At 71.2% G+C, this 16929-nt stretch carries 14 protein-coding genes; 8 read left to right on the plus strand and 6 right to left on the minus strand.

Translation table 11 applies throughout. From position 1 onward, the window contains the following. Positions 1–21: 21 nt before the first annotated feature. The 3 genes from AB0E90_RS35795 to AB0E90_RS35805 all read right to left on the minus strand — a co-directional run bounded on the left by AB0E90_RS35795 (position 22) and on the right by AB0E90_RS35805 (position 1321). Positions 22–693 carry an MFS transporter gene (locus tag AB0E90_RS35795; protein ID WP_360415845.1) on the minus strand — a complete coding sequence of 224 codons (672 nt, stop codon included), beginning with the start codon at positions 691–693 and terminating at the stop codon, positions 22–24. Between the two features lie 82 nt (positions 694–775). After that, a complete protein-coding gene (locus AB0E90_RS35800; protein ID WP_360415847.1) occupies positions 776–919 on the minus strand; it encodes a hypothetical protein in 144 nt (47 codons plus the stop codon). Positions 920–991: 72 nt separating this feature from the next. Further along, the gene (locus AB0E90_RS35805) at positions 992–1321 is read right to left on the minus strand and encodes an MFS transporter (protein ID WP_360415849.1); all 330 of its coding nucleotides are present in this window, start codon (positions 1319–1321) and stop codon (positions 992–994) included. A gap of 74 nt (positions 1322–1395) precedes the next feature. Between AB0E90_RS35805 and AB0E90_RS35810 the strand changes: the two genes are divergently transcribed. Beyond that, positions 1396–2391, plus strand: a complete 996-nt coding sequence (locus AB0E90_RS35810; protein ID WP_360415851.1) for an ATP-binding cassette domain-containing protein — start codon at positions 1396–1398, stop codon at positions 2389–2391. Then, positions 2388–3503: an LLM class flavin-dependent oxidoreductase gene (locus tag AB0E90_RS35815; RefSeq protein ID WP_360415853.1), complete on the plus strand. Its 1116-nt coding sequence runs from the start codon at positions 2388–2390 to the stop codon at positions 3501–3503. Before AB0E90_RS35810 ends, AB0E90_RS35815 begins: the two co-directional genes overlap by 4 nt. Before the next feature lie 4 nt (positions 3504–3507). Here the strand turns inward: AB0E90_RS35815 and AB0E90_RS35820 are convergent, their stop codons facing one another. Both AB0E90_RS35820 and AB0E90_RS35825 read right to left on the minus strand, forming a co-directional pair. Then, on the minus strand, positions 3508–4419 hold the full coding sequence (locus AB0E90_RS35820) for an NADP-dependent oxidoreductase (protein ID WP_360415855.1): 912 nt from the start codon (positions 4417–4419) through the stop codon (positions 3508–3510). Positions 4420–4444: 25 nt separating this feature from the next. Continuing rightward, the gene (locus AB0E90_RS35825) at positions 4445–5482 is read right to left on the minus strand and encodes an LLM class flavin-dependent oxidoreductase (RefSeq protein WP_360415857.1); all 1038 of its coding nucleotides are present in this window, start codon (positions 5480–5482) and stop codon (positions 4445–4447) included. 112 nt (positions 5483–5594) lie between these two features. Here AB0E90_RS35825 and AB0E90_RS35830 point away from each other — a divergent pair, with 112 nt between their 5' ends. From AB0E90_RS35830 to AB0E90_RS35840, 3 genes are all read left to right on the plus strand, one after another. Beyond that, the gene (locus AB0E90_RS35830; RefSeq protein ID WP_360415859.1) at positions 5595–6353 is read left to right on the plus strand and encodes an SDR family oxidoreductase; all 759 of its coding nucleotides are present in this window, start codon (positions 5595–5597) and stop codon (positions 6351–6353) included. Between the two features lie 94 nt (positions 6354–6447). Then, a complete protein-coding gene (locus tag AB0E90_RS35835) occupies positions 6448–6717 on the plus strand; it encodes a hypothetical protein (RefSeq protein WP_360415861.1) in 270 nt (89 codons plus the stop codon). Positions 6718–6762: 45 nt separating this feature from the next. After that, on the plus strand, positions 6763–7410 hold the full coding sequence (locus tag AB0E90_RS35840) for a hypothetical protein (protein WP_360415863.1): 648 nt from the start codon (positions 6763–6765) through the stop codon (positions 7408–7410). A gap of 56 nt (positions 7411–7466) precedes the next feature. On the opposite strand, the gene AB0E90_RS35845 is transcribed toward AB0E90_RS35840, so the two are convergent. Next, the gene (locus AB0E90_RS35845) at positions 7467–12914 is read right to left on the minus strand and encodes a carboxyl transferase domain-containing protein (RefSeq protein WP_360415865.1); all 5448 of its coding nucleotides are present in this window, start codon (positions 12912–12914) and stop codon (positions 7467–7469) included. Positions 12915–13286: 372 nt separating this feature from the next. On the opposite strand from AB0E90_RS35845, the gene AB0E90_RS35850 reads away from it, so the two are divergent. Genes AB0E90_RS35850 through AB0E90_RS35860 form a run of 3 tightly spaced genes read left to right on the plus strand, consistent with a single transcriptional unit; the run spans position 13287 to position 16213 of the window. Continuing rightward, positions 13287–13529, plus strand: coding sequence for a DUF4956 domain-containing protein (locus tag AB0E90_RS35850; protein WP_360415867.1), 243 nt, complete (start codon positions 13287–13289; stop codon positions 13527–13529). After that, entirely contained in the window at positions 13526–14953 is a 1428-nt protein-coding gene (locus AB0E90_RS35855) for a CotH kinase family protein (RefSeq protein ID WP_360415869.1), read from the plus strand. The genes AB0E90_RS35850 and AB0E90_RS35855 overlap by 4 nt, the downstream gene beginning before the upstream one ends. A gap of 45 nt (positions 14954–14998) precedes the next feature. Then, complete coding sequence (locus AB0E90_RS35860; RefSeq protein ID WP_360415871.1) at positions 14999–16213, plus strand: MFS transporter; 1215 nt, start codon at positions 14999–15001, stop codon at positions 16211–16213. The last annotated feature ends 716 nt before the right edge of the window (positions 16214–16929 follow it).

Raw genomic sequence — 16929 nt, forward strand, 5'->3', positions numbered from 1 at the left:
CGGCGAAGGGAGGCGCTGGTGTCACGCTTCGAGCTCAGTGTCACGGGCCGGCTCGCGGACTCGCTGGTCGAGCTGATCCGTAGCCGGTTCGGCGAGGTGAGCATGCGACCGGGGGACCCCGGCACGACGGTTGTCGTCGCCGGGCTGGACTCGGCGTCCGAGCGAGCCCTGCTCACGCTGCTCTGGGACACCGGCCACGACGTCGTCGCGACCCGCTCGACGCGCTGAGCGGCCGTCGCGCGCTGGACGGCTGTCGCGCCAGGCGACCAGTGCGCCGGCCGCGAGCATCGCTGCGCAGATGGTCAGGCCGTGCACCACCGGTGTGCCGTCCGGCGTGTTTGCGGTGGCCAGCACCACGCCGGCCACCGCGGCCAGGCCGATCGACGCCGAGGTGCGTTGCGCCAGTTGCAGGAACGCGGCGGCCAAGCCGGCTGCGCCGGGTGGGGTGTGGGCGAGCGTCAGCGCCTGGTTGGGCGAGACGATCAGGCCGCTCGCCGCGCCCAGCACGAACTGGGTGGCCATCAGCGCGGGCTCGAGGTGGGCGGCCGGGGCGTGGGCCACGACCAGCCCGGCGGCGGTCACCGCGAGCAGCGAGCCGATCAGCGCCCAGAACACGCTGACCCGGCCGTACCGGCCGACCACCCGCCGGCCCAGCGCCGAGGCGGCCGCGAACGTGACCGCGCTCGGCAGCATGGTCAGCGCGGCCCGCAGCGCCGACCAGCAAGCGCTTCCTGCAGGGTCGCCGACAGGTTCGCGCCGAACTGGAACATCGCGATCACCACGCCGTTGCGGGGAACCACCTGATCGCCAGCGGCACCGTGAGCAGCCCGAACGGCACATTCAACAGCAGGACACAGCGCCAGCCGTACGCGTCACCGAGCGTGCCGATCAGCACGCCCCCGACGAACGGCCCGATCACCGCCGACGATCGCGTAGGCGCCCAGCGCCCGGGTCCGCTCCCGCCCGTCGAACAGTTCCTGGATGATGCCGATCACTGTGGTTTCACCGTGCCGGCGCCGAGCCCCTGCACCAGCCGAGCGACCACGATCACCCAGGGGTGCTGGGCGGTGCCGGCCACGATCGCGGCCGAGCTGAACACCGTGATCCCGCCCACGAACAGCCACTTCCGGCCGTGCGCGTCACCCAGCCGGCCGCCCGGCACCAGGGCCAGCCCGAAGGCCAGCGAATAGCCCGCGATGATCCAGCCGACCGCGTCCGGCCCGGCGCCGAGCGAGCTGCGCAGCGCCGGGACGGCGGTGTTGAGGCCGGCCTGATCGAGCAGCGTGGTGAACCCGGCAGCCAGGCAGACAATCAGAGTCATTGATCTCGTCCGCACCCCTTGCTTATATCCTATTTAAGCTATAGGAAAAAGGGAGTCTGTTTCTGGAGGTGGAGATGCGGCACCGTTTTCTCGCCGTTCCGGCGGTGCTCCTCAGCCATGACCTGGCCGTGGTGGCGCGACTCGCGGACCGCGTTCTGGTGATGCGGGATGGCGTGGTGTTGGAGAACGGCGGGACGGCCACGCTGCTTTCGGCGCCGGATCATCCGTACACCAAAGAATTGCTCACAGCGGTGCCGTCGGCAGCGACGCGGGGGAGACGCCTGGCCGAAGTTGGTCATATCCGTCCGGCGGAGCCGGTGGGCGAGCCGGTGATCGAGGCGCGCGGGCTGCGCAAGCGGTACGGCAAGCAGACCGTCGTCGCGGACGTCGATCTGACCGTGCGGCGCGGCGAGATCGTCGGGCTGGTGGGGGAGTCCGGGTCGGGCAAGACCAGCGTCGCCCAGCTGCTGTTCGGGCTGGTCGCGCCGACCTCCGGGACCGTGACGTTCGAGGGGGCGCCCTGGTCCGGGGTGCCGGAGCGGCGGCGTCGTTCACGGCGCCGCCGCCTCCAGCTGATCTCGCAGGACCCGCTGTCCTCGTTCGATCCGCGCTGGACCGTGCGGCGGATCGTCGCCGAGGCGCTCCCGCGCGGGGTGCCGGTGGAACCGCTGCTGGACCGGGTCGGGCTCGGCCCCGACGTGCTCGATCGCCACCCGCGCCAGCTCTCCGGCGGGCAACGGCAGCGGGTCGCGATCGCCCGCGCCCTCGCGCCCCGGCCGATTCTGATCATCTGCGACGAGCCGGTGTCCGCGCTCGACGTGTCGGTGCAGGCGCAGGTGCTCGACCTGCTCGCCGACATCCGGGCCACCGACGGCACCGCGCTGCTGTTCATCTCGCACGACCTCGGCGTCGTGCATCACCTCGCCGACCGGGTCCTGGTCATGAAGGACGGCGCGGTGGTCGAGTCCGGCCCCGTCGACGAGGTCTTCCATCAGCCTTCGCACGACTACACCCGCGCCCTGCTCGACGCGGTGCCCACCCTGGAAACACCTGTAGGGAGAAACCGATGACCGTACCGCTGTCGATCCTGGACCTGGCGGGGCTCGTCTCCGGCGGCACCGCCGGGGACGCGTTGCGTCGCACGCTCGACCTCGCCCGGCAGGCCGAGCAGTTCGGCTACCACCGCTACTGGGTGGCCGAGCACCACCTGACGCCGGGCGTGGCCAGTTCGCAGCCGGCGCTGCTGCTCGGGCAGATCGCCGCGGTCACCGACCACATCCGGCTCGGCTCCGGCGCGGTGCAGACCGGCTTCCTGACGCCGCTCGGCGCGGTCGAGCAGTTCGGCATGCTGGACGCGTTGTATCCGGGGCGGTTCGACCTCGGGCTGGGCCGGTCGGCGCAGCGCCGCAAGTCGGTCCTGGCCGAACCGGCCGAGGTCGAGGTCACGTCCTCTCGCGTCGTGGATGGCCTGCTCATCCCGGAGTCGTTCTCGTTCCAGCCGATCCTGCGGTCGGCTCGCTCGGCGCTGTTCGCCAAGCTGCTGACCCAGCCCGGCGCCGAACCGGCCGACCTGGCCGCCGCCCTGAGCGACATCCAGACCCTGCTCGCCGGGCCCTACACCGACGGTCTCGGCAACGAGGCGCGGGCGGTGCCGGGGGAGGGCGCCGACCTGCAGATCTGGATCCTGGGATCGAGCGGCGGGGAGAGCGCCCGGGTGGCCGGGGCGCGCGGGCTGCCGTTCGCGGCCAACTACCACGTCGCGCCGGCCCGGGTGCTGGAAGCGGTCGAGGCCTACCGCGAGGCCTTCCGGCCGTCCGCGACGCTCAGCGAGCCGCACGTGATGGTGTCCGCCGACGTGCTGGTGGCCGAGGACGACGAGACCGCCCGCCACCTGGCGATTCCCTATCCGCTCTGGGTGCGCAGCGTGCGCACCGGGGCCGGCGCCATCCCCTACCCGAGCATCGAGGAGGCGCAGCGGTTCGAGTGGACCGAGGACGACCGCAAGCTGGTGGCCGACCGGGTGGCGACGCAGTTCGCCGGCTCGCCGGCCACCGTGGTGGAGCGCCTGGAGACGCTGCGCCGGGTCACCGGCGCCGACGAACTGCTGGTCACGACCATGACCTACGACCACGCCGACCGGGTGCGCTCGTTCGAGCTGCTGGCCAAGGAGTGGCGCGGCTGAGCTTCTAGGCCGGCACCGTGATGACGACCTTGCCGCGGGCGTGGCCGTCCTCGACCCGGCGCAGGGCCTGGCGGGCCTCGGCGAGGGTGAAGACCTCGACCACGCGCGGGTTGAGCAGGCCGTCGGCCACCCAGGCGGCGACCTGCTCGAGCACCGCCCGGGTGCGGGCCCGCTCGACCGGGGCGCCGCCCAGCCGGGCTACCGTCGCGCGGTCGGCCGCCGAGACCAGCTTCGTGCGGTCGGCCAGCAGGGCGGCCAGCGTCTCCAGCTCGTCGCCGCCGACCAGGTCGAGGATCGCGTCGATGCCCTGCGGCGCGGCGGCGCGGACCCGGTCGGCCACGCCCTCGCCGTACTCGACCGGCACCACCTCGAGCGACTCGACGAAGTCCTTCTTGGCGGGGCTTGCGGTGCCGATCACGGTGAGGTCGTGCCGCCGGGCGATCTGCGCCGCCGCCACGCCCACGCCACCGCCCGCGCCGATGATCAGCAGCGTGGAGCCGGGCGGCAGGTCCAGCTGGACGAGCGCGTCGTGGGCGGTCGCGGCGGCGATCGGCAGGGTGGCAGCGTCCTCGAACGAGACGACCGGCGGGCGGCGGGCGGTCAGGGCGGCCGGGAGCAGCGCGTACTCGGCGTAGCCACCGGTTACGGTCTGGCCGAAGACCTCGTCGCCGGGGGCGAGGTCGGTGACGCCCTCGCCGACCCGCTCGACCACGCCCGCGGCCTCGCCGCCGAACACGGCCGGCACCTCGGGCACCGGGGCGCCGGCCGGGCGGTAGCCGGTGCGCTTCTTCCAGTCGACCGGGTTGACGCCGGCCGCGCGCACCCGGATCAGCACCTGACCGGGGCCGGGCTCGGGGATCGGGAGGTCGAGGAACGTCTCCACCTCGGGGCCGCCGAGCGCGGTATATGCGTACACCTGGGGCATGGTCGGGAATTTCCTTTCAGGACTCGGTCAACAATGGCAGGAGCTGCTCGCCCTGACGCCTGATCTCCGGGAGGTAGGGCGTGTCGGAGAGCACGAAGTGGGTGATGCCGAGGGCGCGGTAGCGGCGCAGCGAGCGGGCCACGTCCGCGGCCGAGCCGACCAGCCAGGTGGTGTCGGCGCCGCCACCGCCGTACCGGCCGGGGGCGGTGTAGAGGTTGTCGTCGAGGACCTCGCCGCGGGCGGTCAGGTCGAGCAGGCGCTGCTGGCCCACCGACGGGTGCGGGTTGTCGTCCTTGCGCATCCGGGCCACCCGCGCCTCGGCGTCGGCCCACGCCTGCTCGGTGGTGTCGCGCACGAGCGTGGTGACGCGCAGGCCGAACTCGAGCGGGGCGTGCTCGCGGCCCAGGCCGGCGCTGAGCTTGCGGAGGCGGTCGATGCGCTCGGCCACGCCGTCGAGCGGCTCGCCCCAGAACAGCTGCACGTCGGCCTCGGTGGCGGCGACCCGTTCGGCGGCCTCGGAGGCGCCTCCGAAATAGAGCGGAGGGCGGCGGATCAGCGGGCGGGCCACCACCGTGGAGTTGTCGACGTGGAAGTGCTCGCCGTGGAAGGTGACGTTCTCCTCGGTCCAGAGGCGGCGCACCAGGCGCATGAACTCGGCGGTGCGGCCGTAGCGCTGGGCCTGGTCGCCCTCGCTGTCCCCGTACGCCCGCAGGTTGTCCTTTCCGGAGACGATGTTGACCAGCACCCGGCCGTTGCTCAGGTGGTCGAGCGTGGCGGCGGCCGAGGCGAAGTTGGCCGGCCGCCAGAAGCCCGGCTTGATCGCGATCAGCGGGCGGAACGTGGTGGTCCGGGCGGCCAGGGCGGTGGCGACGGTGAAGGTGTCCGGCCGGCCCCAGCCGGTGCCGAGCAGGGCGCCGCCCCAGCCGTACGCCTCCAGCGCCCGCGCCTGCTCGGTGAGGGTGTCCAGGCTGTTGTGATCGCCGGTGACGACGTCGCCGCGATGGCCGGGCAGCACCTGGTTCGGGATGTACCAGAGGAGTTCGGGACTCGGCATGGATCCTCCCTTATTCCACTCAGCATATAGGCAAAGTATGTTGGGAGGATCGGGCAAGAGAGGGCCCGGATCGTTCTAACGTTTCCGCAGGCCAGGCTGGTTTCCTTGAGTCATGTCAGTAGCAATCGTCACCGGAGCCAGCTCCGGAATCGGGCAGAGTGCCGCCATCGAGATCGCCAAGCGCGGGGCCGGGGTGATCCTCACCTATCAGGGCAACGAGGCCGGCGCGCGCGACACCGTGACCACCATCGAGAAGGACGGCGGGGTGGCCGTCGCCCTGCCGCTGGACATCGGCCGGTCCGCGACATTCCCGGCGTTCCGTGACGCGGTCGCCGCCGCGCTGCGGGACACCTGGCAGCGGGACACCTTCGACCATCTGGTCAACAACGCCGGGTTCGGGCACATGGCGATGTTCGCCGAGACCACCGAGGACGACTTCGACCGGCTCCTGCGGGTGCTGCTCAAGGGGCCGTACTTCCTGACCCAGGCGCTGCTGCCACTGCTCGCCGACGGCGGCGCCATCGTGAACATCGCCAGTGGCTCGGCGTCACTCTCCGGGCTGACCCCCGGTTACTCCGCGTACGGCACGATGAAGGGCGGCCTCGTCACGCTGACCCGCTATCTGGCCAAGGAGCTCAGCCCGCGCGGCATCCGGGTCAACTCGATCTCGCCCGGCTCGACCCGGACCCGGATCGCGGATAACGCGTTCGAGCGGTTTCCCGAGGTCATCCCGGGTCTGGCCGCCAAGACGGCGCTGGGCCGGCTGGGTGAGCCGGAGGACGTGGGCATTGCCGTCGCGGCGCTGGTCGGCGGCGACGGGCGGTGGATCACCGCGCAGGACATCGAGGTCTCCGGCGGTTTCAACCTCTGATTAGTGCAGCACTTTGACTATGACCCAAACCTGACTAAGGGGTTTCGATCATGTGTTCGAATCGGGCAGGATGGGGGCCAGGAGGTGACGGGGGATGGTCTTTCTCCTTGCTTTTGCTGTGCTCGTCTTGTCCGTCAGCAGCGTGGCGGTGTGGTCGCGGGGTGTCCGCGAGCCCGCGGCCGCGCGGCCCTGGCGTGCTGAGGTCGCGCCGCCGCCCGACGAGGTGGCGGCCAGCACGGAGGGCGTGCTGACCGCTCAAGTGGCCGCGGGTGACATCACCCACGACCAATATCTGCAAGCGATGGAGCGGCTGGCCGCGAGCGACGAGTTCCGCCATCCGCTGGTGGTGCCACCAGATCGATAGGTGCGCATGGAAGGTAGGGTCGCCCCCGAAAGAAACGGGGGATACATGCATTTCCGACGATCTGCCGTTCTCGGCGGGGCGGCCCTTCTTCTGATGCTCGGCGGTGCGGTGGCGGCCTGCGCCAAGCCCGGTTCGAGCCCGCAGGGCGAGGCCACCGAGAAACCGGTGCCGGTGATCACGACGACGCCGCCCAAGGACGAGCTGCCGTGCACGGTCAGCAAGGTGAAGCCGACGCCGAAGCATGCCGTCACCACCGCCGTGACCGCGGAGCCGCCGCACACCAGCCCGTTGACGCACCCGGCCGACGAAAATCTCGACGAGGCCTACCGCGGCGAGATGATGCAGCGCCAGATGCGGGCCAACCGGATGTACCTCGACCGCAAGCCGTTGCCGGAGGCGGCGATCCCCGGCGCGGTGAAGTGCGCGGTGTCCGCCGAGGAGGCCCTGAAGGCTCTGAACAAGGCGAAGAAGTTCGACCAGGCCTCGATCACCAAGGCCCTGACGGCGAAAGGCCTGCCCGACTCGACGGTCCGCAAGCCGGCCACCCACGACGTGGGCTTCGGCGACGGCTTCACGATCGCGAACTGGACCGGCCAGGCGTGCATCCTCGGCTACCTGAGCCCCACCCACGGCTACCACGTCGAATACGGAAGCCTGACCGCCGACGGCGGCTGCCTGCCCGCCGCCGACTGACCGCCGCGGCCCGGATCATCCCTGGCTGGACCGGGGAATGATCCGGGCGCGGGCGGTCACTGCTTGCGCAGGTGGGTGTCGATCGCCTCGATGATGCGCGGGCGCATCTCGGCCGCCTTGATGACGGCGTCGACCGAGCCGACCTGCACCGCTCGCTGGATCGAGTGGATGCGGTCGAACTCGGTGGCCACCTCGCCCAGCTTCTCGGTGCGCACCGAGGCTCGCAGCTCGTCCAGCTCGGCCGCGAACGCGCCCCGCTCGGCGCCGGACGCCGCGGCCACCCGGGCCTCGGCCGCCCGGACCCGCGGGTCGGCCGCGGTGCGGGCGTTGACGTCGCCGGCGAAGACGACCGCCGCGGCCGGCGCGCCGCCCAGCACCGAGGCGAACGAGCCCTCCAGGGCGAGCACCGTCATGTTCGGGTTGAGGCGCTTGGAGAAGACCACGAACGCGCCGCCGTGGTAGCGGGAGATCACGCAGAAGACGATCGGGCCCTGGAAGTTGACGATGGCCCGGCCGATCTCCGCGCCATATTCCAACTGGATCTTGCGCATCGACTCGGGGGAACCGTCGAAACCGGACAGGTTGGCGAGCACGACGAGCGGGCGGTTGCCGCTGGCCGCGTTGATCGCCCGAGCTGCCTTCTTCGACGAGCGGGGGAAGAGCGTGCCCGCGGTGTAGGTGTCCGGGCCGTCGGTGGGCGGGAAGCCCCGGCGGGGCACCGAACGCGACTCGATGCCGAGCAGGCAGACCGGCACGCCGCCCAGATGCACGTCCTGCACGACGGCGGTCTCGGCGTCGGCCATGCCCGCCCAGCGCTCCAGGACCGGGTGATCCTGGTCGGACAGGGCGCGCATCACGGCGCGGATGTCGAACGGCTTCTTGCGGTCCGGGTTCGAAGTCGACGAGAAGATCTCGCCGACGGTGGTGAAATCGCTGTCCGGGGCCTGGTGCGGGAAGCTCGAGATGTCGCGGTCGACCGGGTCGGTCGTGGCGGCACGGCGCGGGCCGTCCTCGCCGGGCACGACGTACGTGTGGTCGTAGTGCGACATCAGCACGTCCCGGGCCGCGTTCAGCGACGGCGCCCAATACTGCGCCTGGCCGTTGGGGCCCATCACCCGGTCGTAGCCACCGATGCCGAAGTTGTCCTCGGCCGACACGCCACCGGAGAAGTCGAGGCTCTGCTTGCCGGTGAGCACCATCGCCGAGTCCGGCGTCATGACCAGGATGCCCTTGGTGTGCATGAGCATCGTGGCCTCGGCGTTCCAGTACGGCTGGGCGCCGACGTTGATGCCCGCCACCACGATGTTGATCTCGCCGCCGGCCTGGGTGAAGTCGACGATCCGCTTCAGCGCCGCGGCCACCCAGTCCATGTTCTCGGTGCCGGAGTCCATCGAGATGCGCGCGCCGGAGGACAGCGCGTACCACTCCAGCGGGAGGCCCTTCGCGGACGCCAGGTCGAGCGCGGCGATGACCCGGCGGCACTCGGGCTCGGAGAGCGCGCCCAGCGACTTGGTCGGGTCACCGAGCAGGATCACCCGGGCGACGCCCTCGGGGTAGCGCTCGGTCGCGGTGGAGATCACGCCGGCGACCAGGGCCGCGGTGTTGCGTCCCTTCGGCCGGTCGACCGGCACGAGAACGCCCGCCGCGTCCAGGTCGTGCTCCACGAAATCGCCGAGCCGGGCGGTCAGCTCGTACGGGTAGACGGTGTTGCGGCTCGCCGCGCGCAGCACCTTCTGCCGGTAGCCGTCGAGCGGCTCGACCGGGGCGCTGGACGGCTCCTCGATGGTCAGCGACGTGCCGCCGGTGGCGTCGAAGACGACCCGCACCGTGCCCTTGCGGAGCTGATCGCCGCCGGCCAGCCGGGCGATGAACGAGATCTCCTCGATCCCGGCGCCGGCCGTCGTCGGGGCCACCCGGCGGGCGATCATCTCGATCTCCGCGCTGGTCAGCGCGACCGGCGGCCACACGTAGATGACGATCCGGTTGGTGTTGAACCGCTTGTCGCTGGGCCGCTGCGACTGGGCCCGCCGGATCGAGTCGAGGCAGGTGGCGATGGTGTCCTCGGTGGTGGGCAGGGCGACCAGGCGGCCGTCGTGCTCACGCAGCTCGGTCAGGTCACGCACCTGGGCGAACGCGACCAGCCGGTCGTCGGCCGGATTTTCCCGGGCCACCGCCCGGAACAGGTAGATCTCCTCGTCGGCCGAGGGCACCCGGGTGAGGTCGAACTTGCGCAGCCGCTCCATCTGCATCCGCTGCGCGATGTACGGGTGCAGGCCGCGGATGAGCCGTTCCTCCATCATCCCGGTGGTGGCCGGGCGGAACGTGAAGTGGTGGTGCATGACCGCACCCCGCCGGCCGGCGACCGCGACGGTCACCCGGCGGATCCGGTCGGGCAGCGGGTGCGCGCAGATGATCTCGTGCAGCTCGCCGGCCATCGTGTCGGGGTCGGCGGGCTGGCCCTCCCACGACAGGTAGATGTCGGCGTCGACCGCCAGATCGCCGGTGGCCAGCGCGGCGAGCCCGTCGAGCGCGGTGCCGAGCTTGTCGAACTTCTCGGCCGCGGAGACCAGCAGCGCCCCGGCCTTCTCGGCCACCACGAACGAACAGCCGGCCGATGCGACGGTGCGCACGTCGCTGAGCCCCTTGTTGCCGTAGTACCGGCGGGTCAGCACCTCGAGCATGACCGAGTTGTCGAGGTTGTCGCGCATCAGGCGCTGCGCGAGCAGCCGGACCAGCGGCTCGGTGCTCCGCACCATCTCGCCGATGCGGCCGGACCGGTCGGCGGCCTCCGGCGAGGCGTCGAGGTAACGAAGGTGCTGGCGGACTCCGGCGTAGACGAGCGCCCGGTTGCGGCGCAGCAGCGGTTGCCCGAACCAGGCGAACACCACGCCGCGGGCCAGGTCGGCGAGCGCGGGGAAACGGACCTGGGTGGCCGCGACCAGGCGTTCCAGGGCCAGGCCGGAGGGCTCACGCAGCGTCTCGTCCGGCGGCGACTCGCGCATCCAGGAGCGCAGCAGCGTGGCGATCACCGAGGCGTCGGCGGCCGAGCGCTGCAGGGCCAGGAAGATCCGGAACACCGCGGACTCGAGCGCGTGCGTGCGCTCCAGGTCGGTGACGCCGTAGTAGCCGAGCGCCTTCTTCAGCCGGGCCTGGAACGACTCCGGCAGCCCGGCCCGTTCCACGTCGAGGCTCTGCAGGTAGGTGTGGAAGTACTCCCGCGCGCTGTGCACGTGGGTGTCCTTGCTGACCTCCTCGCCGGCCGGCCGGTTGCGGCTCAGCTCGGCCAGGTCGGCGAACACCTCGACCAGCTCGACCTCGCCGGCGAGCGGGCGGCGGCCGGCCGCGCCGGCCGCCCCGCGGGCGTCGAGGTAGTCGGTGAGGACGCGGCGCTCGTCGTGCGGATCAGCGTCGAAACCGAGCAGCAGGCTGCGCACGTCTTCCAGGCGGCGGGGGAGGGAAACCTCGGCATGCTCGGCGGGCAGGTCGATCTCGATCGTGCCGGTTGCCGCCTCGGCAACCGCTGCGGCGTCGCCGATCGGCTCGAGGCGCAGCAGCGCGGCCCCGGTCTCGACCTTGTTGCCGACGGTGACCAGCACCTCCTTGAGGCGGGCCTTGAACGGCGCGCGGAGCACCGCCTCCATCTTCATGGCTTCCAGGACCAGCACCGGCGCGCCCGCCTCGACCTCGGCGCCGGCCTGCAGCGGGGTGGCCACGACCAGCGCGGGCATCGGCGAGCGGAGCACGCCGCCCTCGTCGCGGGTGACCCGGTGGGCGACGCCGTCGACCTCGATCAGGCTGATCACGCCGTGGATGCCGGAGAGCAGCCGGTGCCGCTCGCCGTTGACCGTGATCCGGCCGGTGTGCTTGTCGAAGCGCTCCAGTTCGACGTCGGCGACGCGAACCTCGTCACCGGCCTCGATGCCGATCCGGAAGCGGTGGGCGCCGACCCGGGCGACCCGCACGCGGTATCCGTTGCCGCGCAGTTTCAGGTCGAGCGGCCGGCCGCTCTCGTGGTGCACCTGGGGGCGGCCGCCGAACGCGGTGGACAGCAGTCGCTGGCGCTCGGCGCGCTCCTCGTCCTCGTACGCCTCGATGGCCGCGGCGGCCAGGGCGACCGCGCTGTTGCTGTGCGAGACCAGCCGGCCCTCCTCGCGGACCCGGTCGATCCAGCCGGTGTCGGCGCTGCCCGAGATGACCTCGGGCTGGTCGAGCAGGTCGAGCACGAAGCTCTTGTTGGTCGCGCCGCCCTCGATGATCACGGAGGTGTCGGCCATCGCCCGGCGGAGCCGGCCCAGCGCCTCGTCGCGGTCTTTCCCGTACGCGATGACCTTGGCGATCATCGAGTCGAAGTCACCGGGGATGGAGTCGCCCTCGCTGACGCCGGTGTCGACCCGGATGCCGGGGCCGGCGGGCAGGCCGAGGTGGGCGATGCGGCCGGGGGAGGGCGCGAAGTCGCGGTCCGGGTCTTCGGCGTTGAGCCGGGCCTCGATGGCGTGGCCGCGCTCGACCGGCGGGGTGCCCTCGAGCCGGCCGCCGCCCGCGACGTGCAGCTGGGCCTTGACCAGGTCGAAACCGGTGGTCGACTCGGTGATCGGGTGCTCGACCTGGAGCCGGGTGTTGACCTCCAGGAAGGCGAGCAGGTCGTCGCCCGGGTGGTAGAGGAACTCGACGGTGGCGGCGCCGCGGTAACCGACCCGCACGGCGAGCCGCTCGGCCGACTCCTTCAGCTCGGTGATGCGCGCGGGCGGCAGCACCGGCGACGCGGACTCCTCGATGACCTTCTGGTTGCGCCGCTGGACCGAGCAGTCGCGCACGCCCAGCGCCCACGCGGTGCCCTGCCCGTCCGCGATGATCTGCACCTCGACGTGCCGGGCGCCGGTGACCAGGCGCTCGAGGAAGACGATGCCGCTGCCGAACGCCCGCGCCGCCTCCTGGCTGGTCCGCTCGTAGGCGTCCTGCAACGCGGAGGGGTCGCGCACCACGCGGATGCCGCGCCCGCCACCGCCCGCGGTGGCCTTGAGCATCAGCGGATAGCCGATGTTCGACGCGGCCTCGAGCGCCGCCTCGAGGGTCTCGACCGGGCCGCGGCTCCACGGCGCGACCGGGACGCCGACCTCCTCGGCGATCAGTTTCGCGCCGATCTTGTCGCCGAGTTGGCGCATGGCGTCCGCGCTCGGACCGACGAACGTGACCCCGACCCGGTCGCACAACTCGGCGAACGCCGGGTCCTCGGCGACGAAGCCCCAGCCGACCCAGGCCGCGTCGGCGCCCGAGTCGATCAGGGCGCGCTCGAGGGCCTTGAGGTCGAGGTAGGGCCGCGCGGCGGCGGGGCCCAGGTCGTACGCGATGTCGGCCTCGCGCACGAAGGTGGCGGTGCGGTCGACGTCGGTGAAGAAGGCCACGGTCTCGATCGGTGTCCCGGTCTCCGCGGCCAGCTCACGGACGGCGTGGATGAGCCGCATCGCGGCCTCACCACGATTGACGATGGCGATACGTCTGAACACCGGTAGAGCCCCTGCCTCGCAAGAATCGTTGTACGGAGCCTACTGGCGTCGCGCCTTCGCCTTAAGTCCCGACAGATACGTGTCGGTAACTTGCGCACCTCTCCGGAACTCTCGGCAACGCAGTGAACGGCATGTCGATGCCTCAGCCAGGCATAGCCCGTGCTGAACGGCAGCTCCGGGTGAACCATATATTGACATCTGTCGAAACCTACTCTTAACCTGCGATTCAAGTTCTGGTCTGCTTCCGGAAGTTTCGAGGTTAACCACAGGGGTGCCGTATGCCGGAAATCGCCCTGCTCGGGGCCGAAGTGCTGGCCGTCACGATTCTGGTCATCGGGCTCTATCTGCCCCGTCATCGCCGCCTACATCGGCGTGCTGGCCGTTGCCGACGCGCTGCAGGCCGGCAGCGCGGGCAGCGCCGGGCTCAGCGTCGGCCTGGCCCTGTTCGGCGTGCTGTCGATCATCCGGTTGCGCTCCACCGAGCTGGACCAGCACGAGGTGGCCTACTTCTTCTCGGCCCTGGCCCTCGGCACGGTGCACTCGGCCCGGCTCCAGCGCATCGACCTGATCAACGACTCGACCGTGGTCGACGTGCGTTACGGGACGGCCCGATGAACCTGCACGCGTTGCCCGCGGTCGGCCTGGCCGAGCTGGAGCAGCGGGCCGCGTTGTGCAGCCGGGTCGACCGCAAATATCTGATGCCGGCGGCGGACGTGGCCGGCGTGCTCGACGGCCTCGACGCGCGGGCTCTGGAGATCGGCGGCATCCGCCGGTTCACCTACCGGTCGCTCTACTTCAGTGGCGCCGATATCCGCTACACCCTCAACGGCACGGCGCCGACCGGTGCCTCCACCCTCTACGGCGCGCCACTCACGGTCACCGCGACCACTCAGGTCCGGGCCCAGGCGTACGTGAACGGGGCCGCCACCGGGGCCGGAGCGACCGGTCTCTACGTGGCCCGCAACTTCGACGCCCAGCACGACCTGCCCGTCGTCCTGATCGACGAGTGGCTGGCCGCGGAGGAGCCGACGCTGCCCTGCACCGGCTCGTCGGCGACGTGCTGGAACTACCTCGAGGCGGAGGATCCGTCGCCGCTGAACGCCGCGCAGAAGGCCTGGCTGACGTCCTACATCCAGCAATCCCATGACATGCTGCACGAATCGGACTTCACCGCGCACTATCGCAGCTGGATCGACGCCCGATCCTGGCTCGACCTGATCATTCTCAACGAGCTCAGCCGGGAGATGGATTCATATCTCCGCAGCACCTACTTCTACAAGGATCGCGACGGAGTTATCACCGCCGGGCCGCTCTGGGACTACGACCTGACGTTCGGCACCGGTGGCTATTTCGGCAACGAGCAGACCAGCGGCTGGCAGTACCAGCAGACGCGCAACCCGCAGGCCAGCGACTGGTTCCAGATCCTGCTCACCGATCCCGCTTTCCAGGCCGGCCTCAAGGCGCGATGGAAGGAACTGCGTGCGGGCTTGCTGTCCACCAGCGCCCTCAACTCGCGGGTCGACGCACTCACCGCGCCGCTCACCGCCGGGGCCGCCCGCAATTTCCAGCGCTGGCCCAACCTCGCCACCCGGATGATCGGCCCGTTCATCACCGACACGTCCGCGACATGGTCCGGTCAGGTGCAGGTCATGCGCACCTGGATGACGCAGCGAGCGGCCTGGCTGGACACCCGGTGGGGTTCGGGAACGACAACCCCGCCCACCTCGCCTCCCGCCTCGGCCGGCTGCTCGGCGACCTACAGCCAGGTGAGTCAGTTGTCGGGCGGATTCCAGGGCGAGGTGCGGGTGACCGCGGGCTCGGCCGCCATCCGGACCTGGGTCGTCACCATGACCTTCGGCAACGGCCAGGCGGTCAGTCAGGCATGGAACGCTGCTGTCTCCACGAGCGGCTCGACGGTGACGGCCCGTAGTGAGTCCTACAACGGAGCGTTGGCCGCGGCGGCGAGCACCACGTTCGGCTTCATCGGCGCCTGGAACGGCGCCAACGCCCCGCCGGCCCTGTCCTGCACGGCAACTTGAACGTGAGGTCTTTTCAATAACGGGCAGCGCCAGGATGATTCGCTGATGCCGCACGAAGAAACTGCCGAGCCGAGCGCCGGCCGCCGCGCCACCTGGATCGGCGCCGGTTACGCCGCGCAGGGCTTCGGTTACGCGGCGGTGGTCACGGCGTTGCCCGCCTTCAAGGACCGGCAGGGCATCGACGACGCGTACGTCTCGGTGATCCTGCTCCTGGTCTGCGTAGCGGCGGCCGGCGGTTCGGTGCTGGCGGACAAAGTGGCGGCCCGGTGGGGGAGCCGCTTCGCGCTCAGCGGCGGCCTGCTCACCGTCGCGGTCGGCCTCGGCCTGACGGCCTTCCACACCCCGACGCCAATCTTCACGGCCATTCTGATCGCGTACGGCGTGGGCCTCGGCGCCGTCGACGCCAGCCTCAGCATGCAGGGCGTTCTTGTGCAGGCGCGGATCGGCCGCAGCGTGATGAGCCGGCTGTTCGCCGCGTACACCGCCGCCGCGATCCTCGCCGCGCTGCTGATGTCCGGCTTCAGCGCCTCCGGCAACGCCGCGGCACTGGCCGTAGGCGCGGCCGCCGTGGTAGCCGCGGTGGTGGCCGGCGGCAGCTTCACCTCCCTCGAACCCGGCCGCACCGTGATGCCCGAGCTGGCCGAGCTCGCCGGCGAAAAACGGCACGACGGCACCCGGCACATCGTGTGGGTGTGCGGGGCGTTCATCTTCACCGCCTTCCTGGCCGACTCCGCGGTCAGCACGTGGAGCTCGGTCTACCTGGACGACTCCCTGACCGCGTCGGCCGCGGTGGTCCCGCTCGGCTACGCCGCCTACCAGGCCGCAGTGCTGGTAGCGAGGCTGGCCGGCGACCACATCGTCCCCCGCCTCGGCCGCATCCCATCGGCCGCGGCCTGCCTGCTGATCTGCGCGGCCGGCTGCGGCATAGTGGTGGCGGTGCCGTCGATCCCGGTCGCAATCGCCGGCTTCGGCCTGACCGGCATAGGCGTAGGCGTGCTGGTCCCCTTGGCCTTCAGCTCAGCCGGCGAGGCAGCCCCAGGCCACAGCGACGAGGTAATCGCCCGGGTAAACCTGTTCAACTACGGCGGCGCCCTGGTCGGCGCGGTCCTGCTGGGCGCCCTGTCCGACCCGATCGGCCTGCGCCTGGGGTTCCTGATCCCGGTGCTGGGCCTGCTGGCCACGATCCCGGTGGTCCGCTCCCTGCGCCACCTGGCCACAGCCCCAACAACCATGACGCCCCCAGCAACAGCCCCACGCTGAGCAGCCCCCGCCTCGCAGCCACCCCACCTCCCGGACACGCCTCAATTTGCGTGCCGGTCCGTGCGGCGGTGTGGGGCTGGTGGTTTGCGTGCGAGCGGCTCCGCGTGGTGGCGCGGGACTAGGGGGTTTGCGTGCGGGCGGCTCCGGCGCGGTGGGGTGAGGGGGTGGGGGCTCCTTGCGCGCCGCCGCACGGCGGGGTAAGGGCTTGGGGTTTACTTGCGCGCGGCTCAGCGCGGCGGGGTGAAAGGCCGGGCGGCTTGCCTGCGCGCGGCTCAGCGCGGCGGGGTGAAAGCCGGGCGGCTTGCCTGCGCGCCGCTCAGCGCGGCGGGGTGAAGGGCCGGGTTTTGCTTACGCACCTACCCGATCGGCGCGGGACCGAACGGCGGCGCGTGTTAGCAGGGCAAGCTGATCTGCGCCCCTTCTTGGCTGCCTCGGCGGCAGGAAGATGAGAGGGATTCCTCTCGCCTGCGGATGAGTGCGGGTAGCCGGATGAGTGCGTCGGGCCGACCTCACCTCGGATCAGATCGCATGATCACCGCCATCGCCGCGAATGATCAACCATCGGGAGTAGGCGCCTGCCCGGAGAGGCAGGGTCATTGCGTGTTGGTGTAACTGCTGGTAACGGCGTCGATAAGGTCGTGTGATCGGCGGTCAGCTCGTCGGTTGGCGCGGGCGATGTTGGTGTCGCCGTTGATGCGGTGCCAGCCGATCGCGGT

The sequence above is a fragment of the Actinoplanes sp. NPDC026619 genome (assembly GCF_040638295.1).
GTDB lineage: Bacteria > Actinomycetota > Actinomycetes > Mycobacteriales > Micromonosporaceae > Actinoplanes.

What these genes read in the sequence shown, in the direction of transcription:
- AB0E90_RS35795 (WP_360415845.1), bottom strand. Translation starts at nt 693, where the DNA reads ATGCTGCCGAGCGCGGTCACGTTCGCGGCCGCCTCGGCGCTGGGCCGG.
- AB0E90_RS35805 (WP_360415849.1), bottom strand. Translation starts at nt 1,321, where the DNA reads ATGACTCTGATTGTCTGCCTGGCTGCCGGGTTCACCACGCTGCTCGAT.
- AB0E90_RS35810 (WP_360415851.1), top strand. Translation starts at nt 1,396, where the DNA reads ATGCGGCACCGTTTTCTCGCCGTTCCGGCGGTGCTCCTCAGCCATGAC.
- AB0E90_RS35815 (WP_360415853.1), top strand. Translation starts at nt 2,388, where the DNA reads ATGACCGTACCGCTGTCGATCCTGGACCTGGCGGGGCTCGTCTCCGGC.
- AB0E90_RS35825 (WP_360415857.1), bottom strand. Translation starts at nt 5,482, where the DNA reads ATGCCGAGTCCCGAACTCCTCTGGTACATCCCGAACCAGGTGCTGCCC.
- AB0E90_RS35830 (WP_360415859.1), top strand. Translation starts at nt 5,595, where the DNA reads ATGTCAGTAGCAATCGTCACCGGAGCCAGCTCCGGAATCGGGCAGAGT.
- AB0E90_RS35835 (WP_360415861.1), top strand. Translation starts at nt 6,448, where the DNA reads ATGGTCTTTCTCCTTGCTTTTGCTGTGCTCGTCTTGTCCGTCAGCAGC.
- AB0E90_RS35840 (WP_360415863.1), top strand. Translation starts at nt 6,763, where the DNA reads ATGCATTTCCGACGATCTGCCGTTCTCGGCGGGGCGGCCCTTCTTCTG.
- AB0E90_RS35855 (WP_360415869.1), top strand. Translation starts at nt 13,526, where the DNA reads ATGAACCTGCACGCGTTGCCCGCGGTCGGCCTGGCCGAGCTGGAGCAG.
- AB0E90_RS35860 (WP_360415871.1), top strand. Translation starts at nt 14,999, where the DNA reads ATGCCGCACGAAGAAACTGCCGAGCCGAGCGCCGGCCGCCGCGCCACC.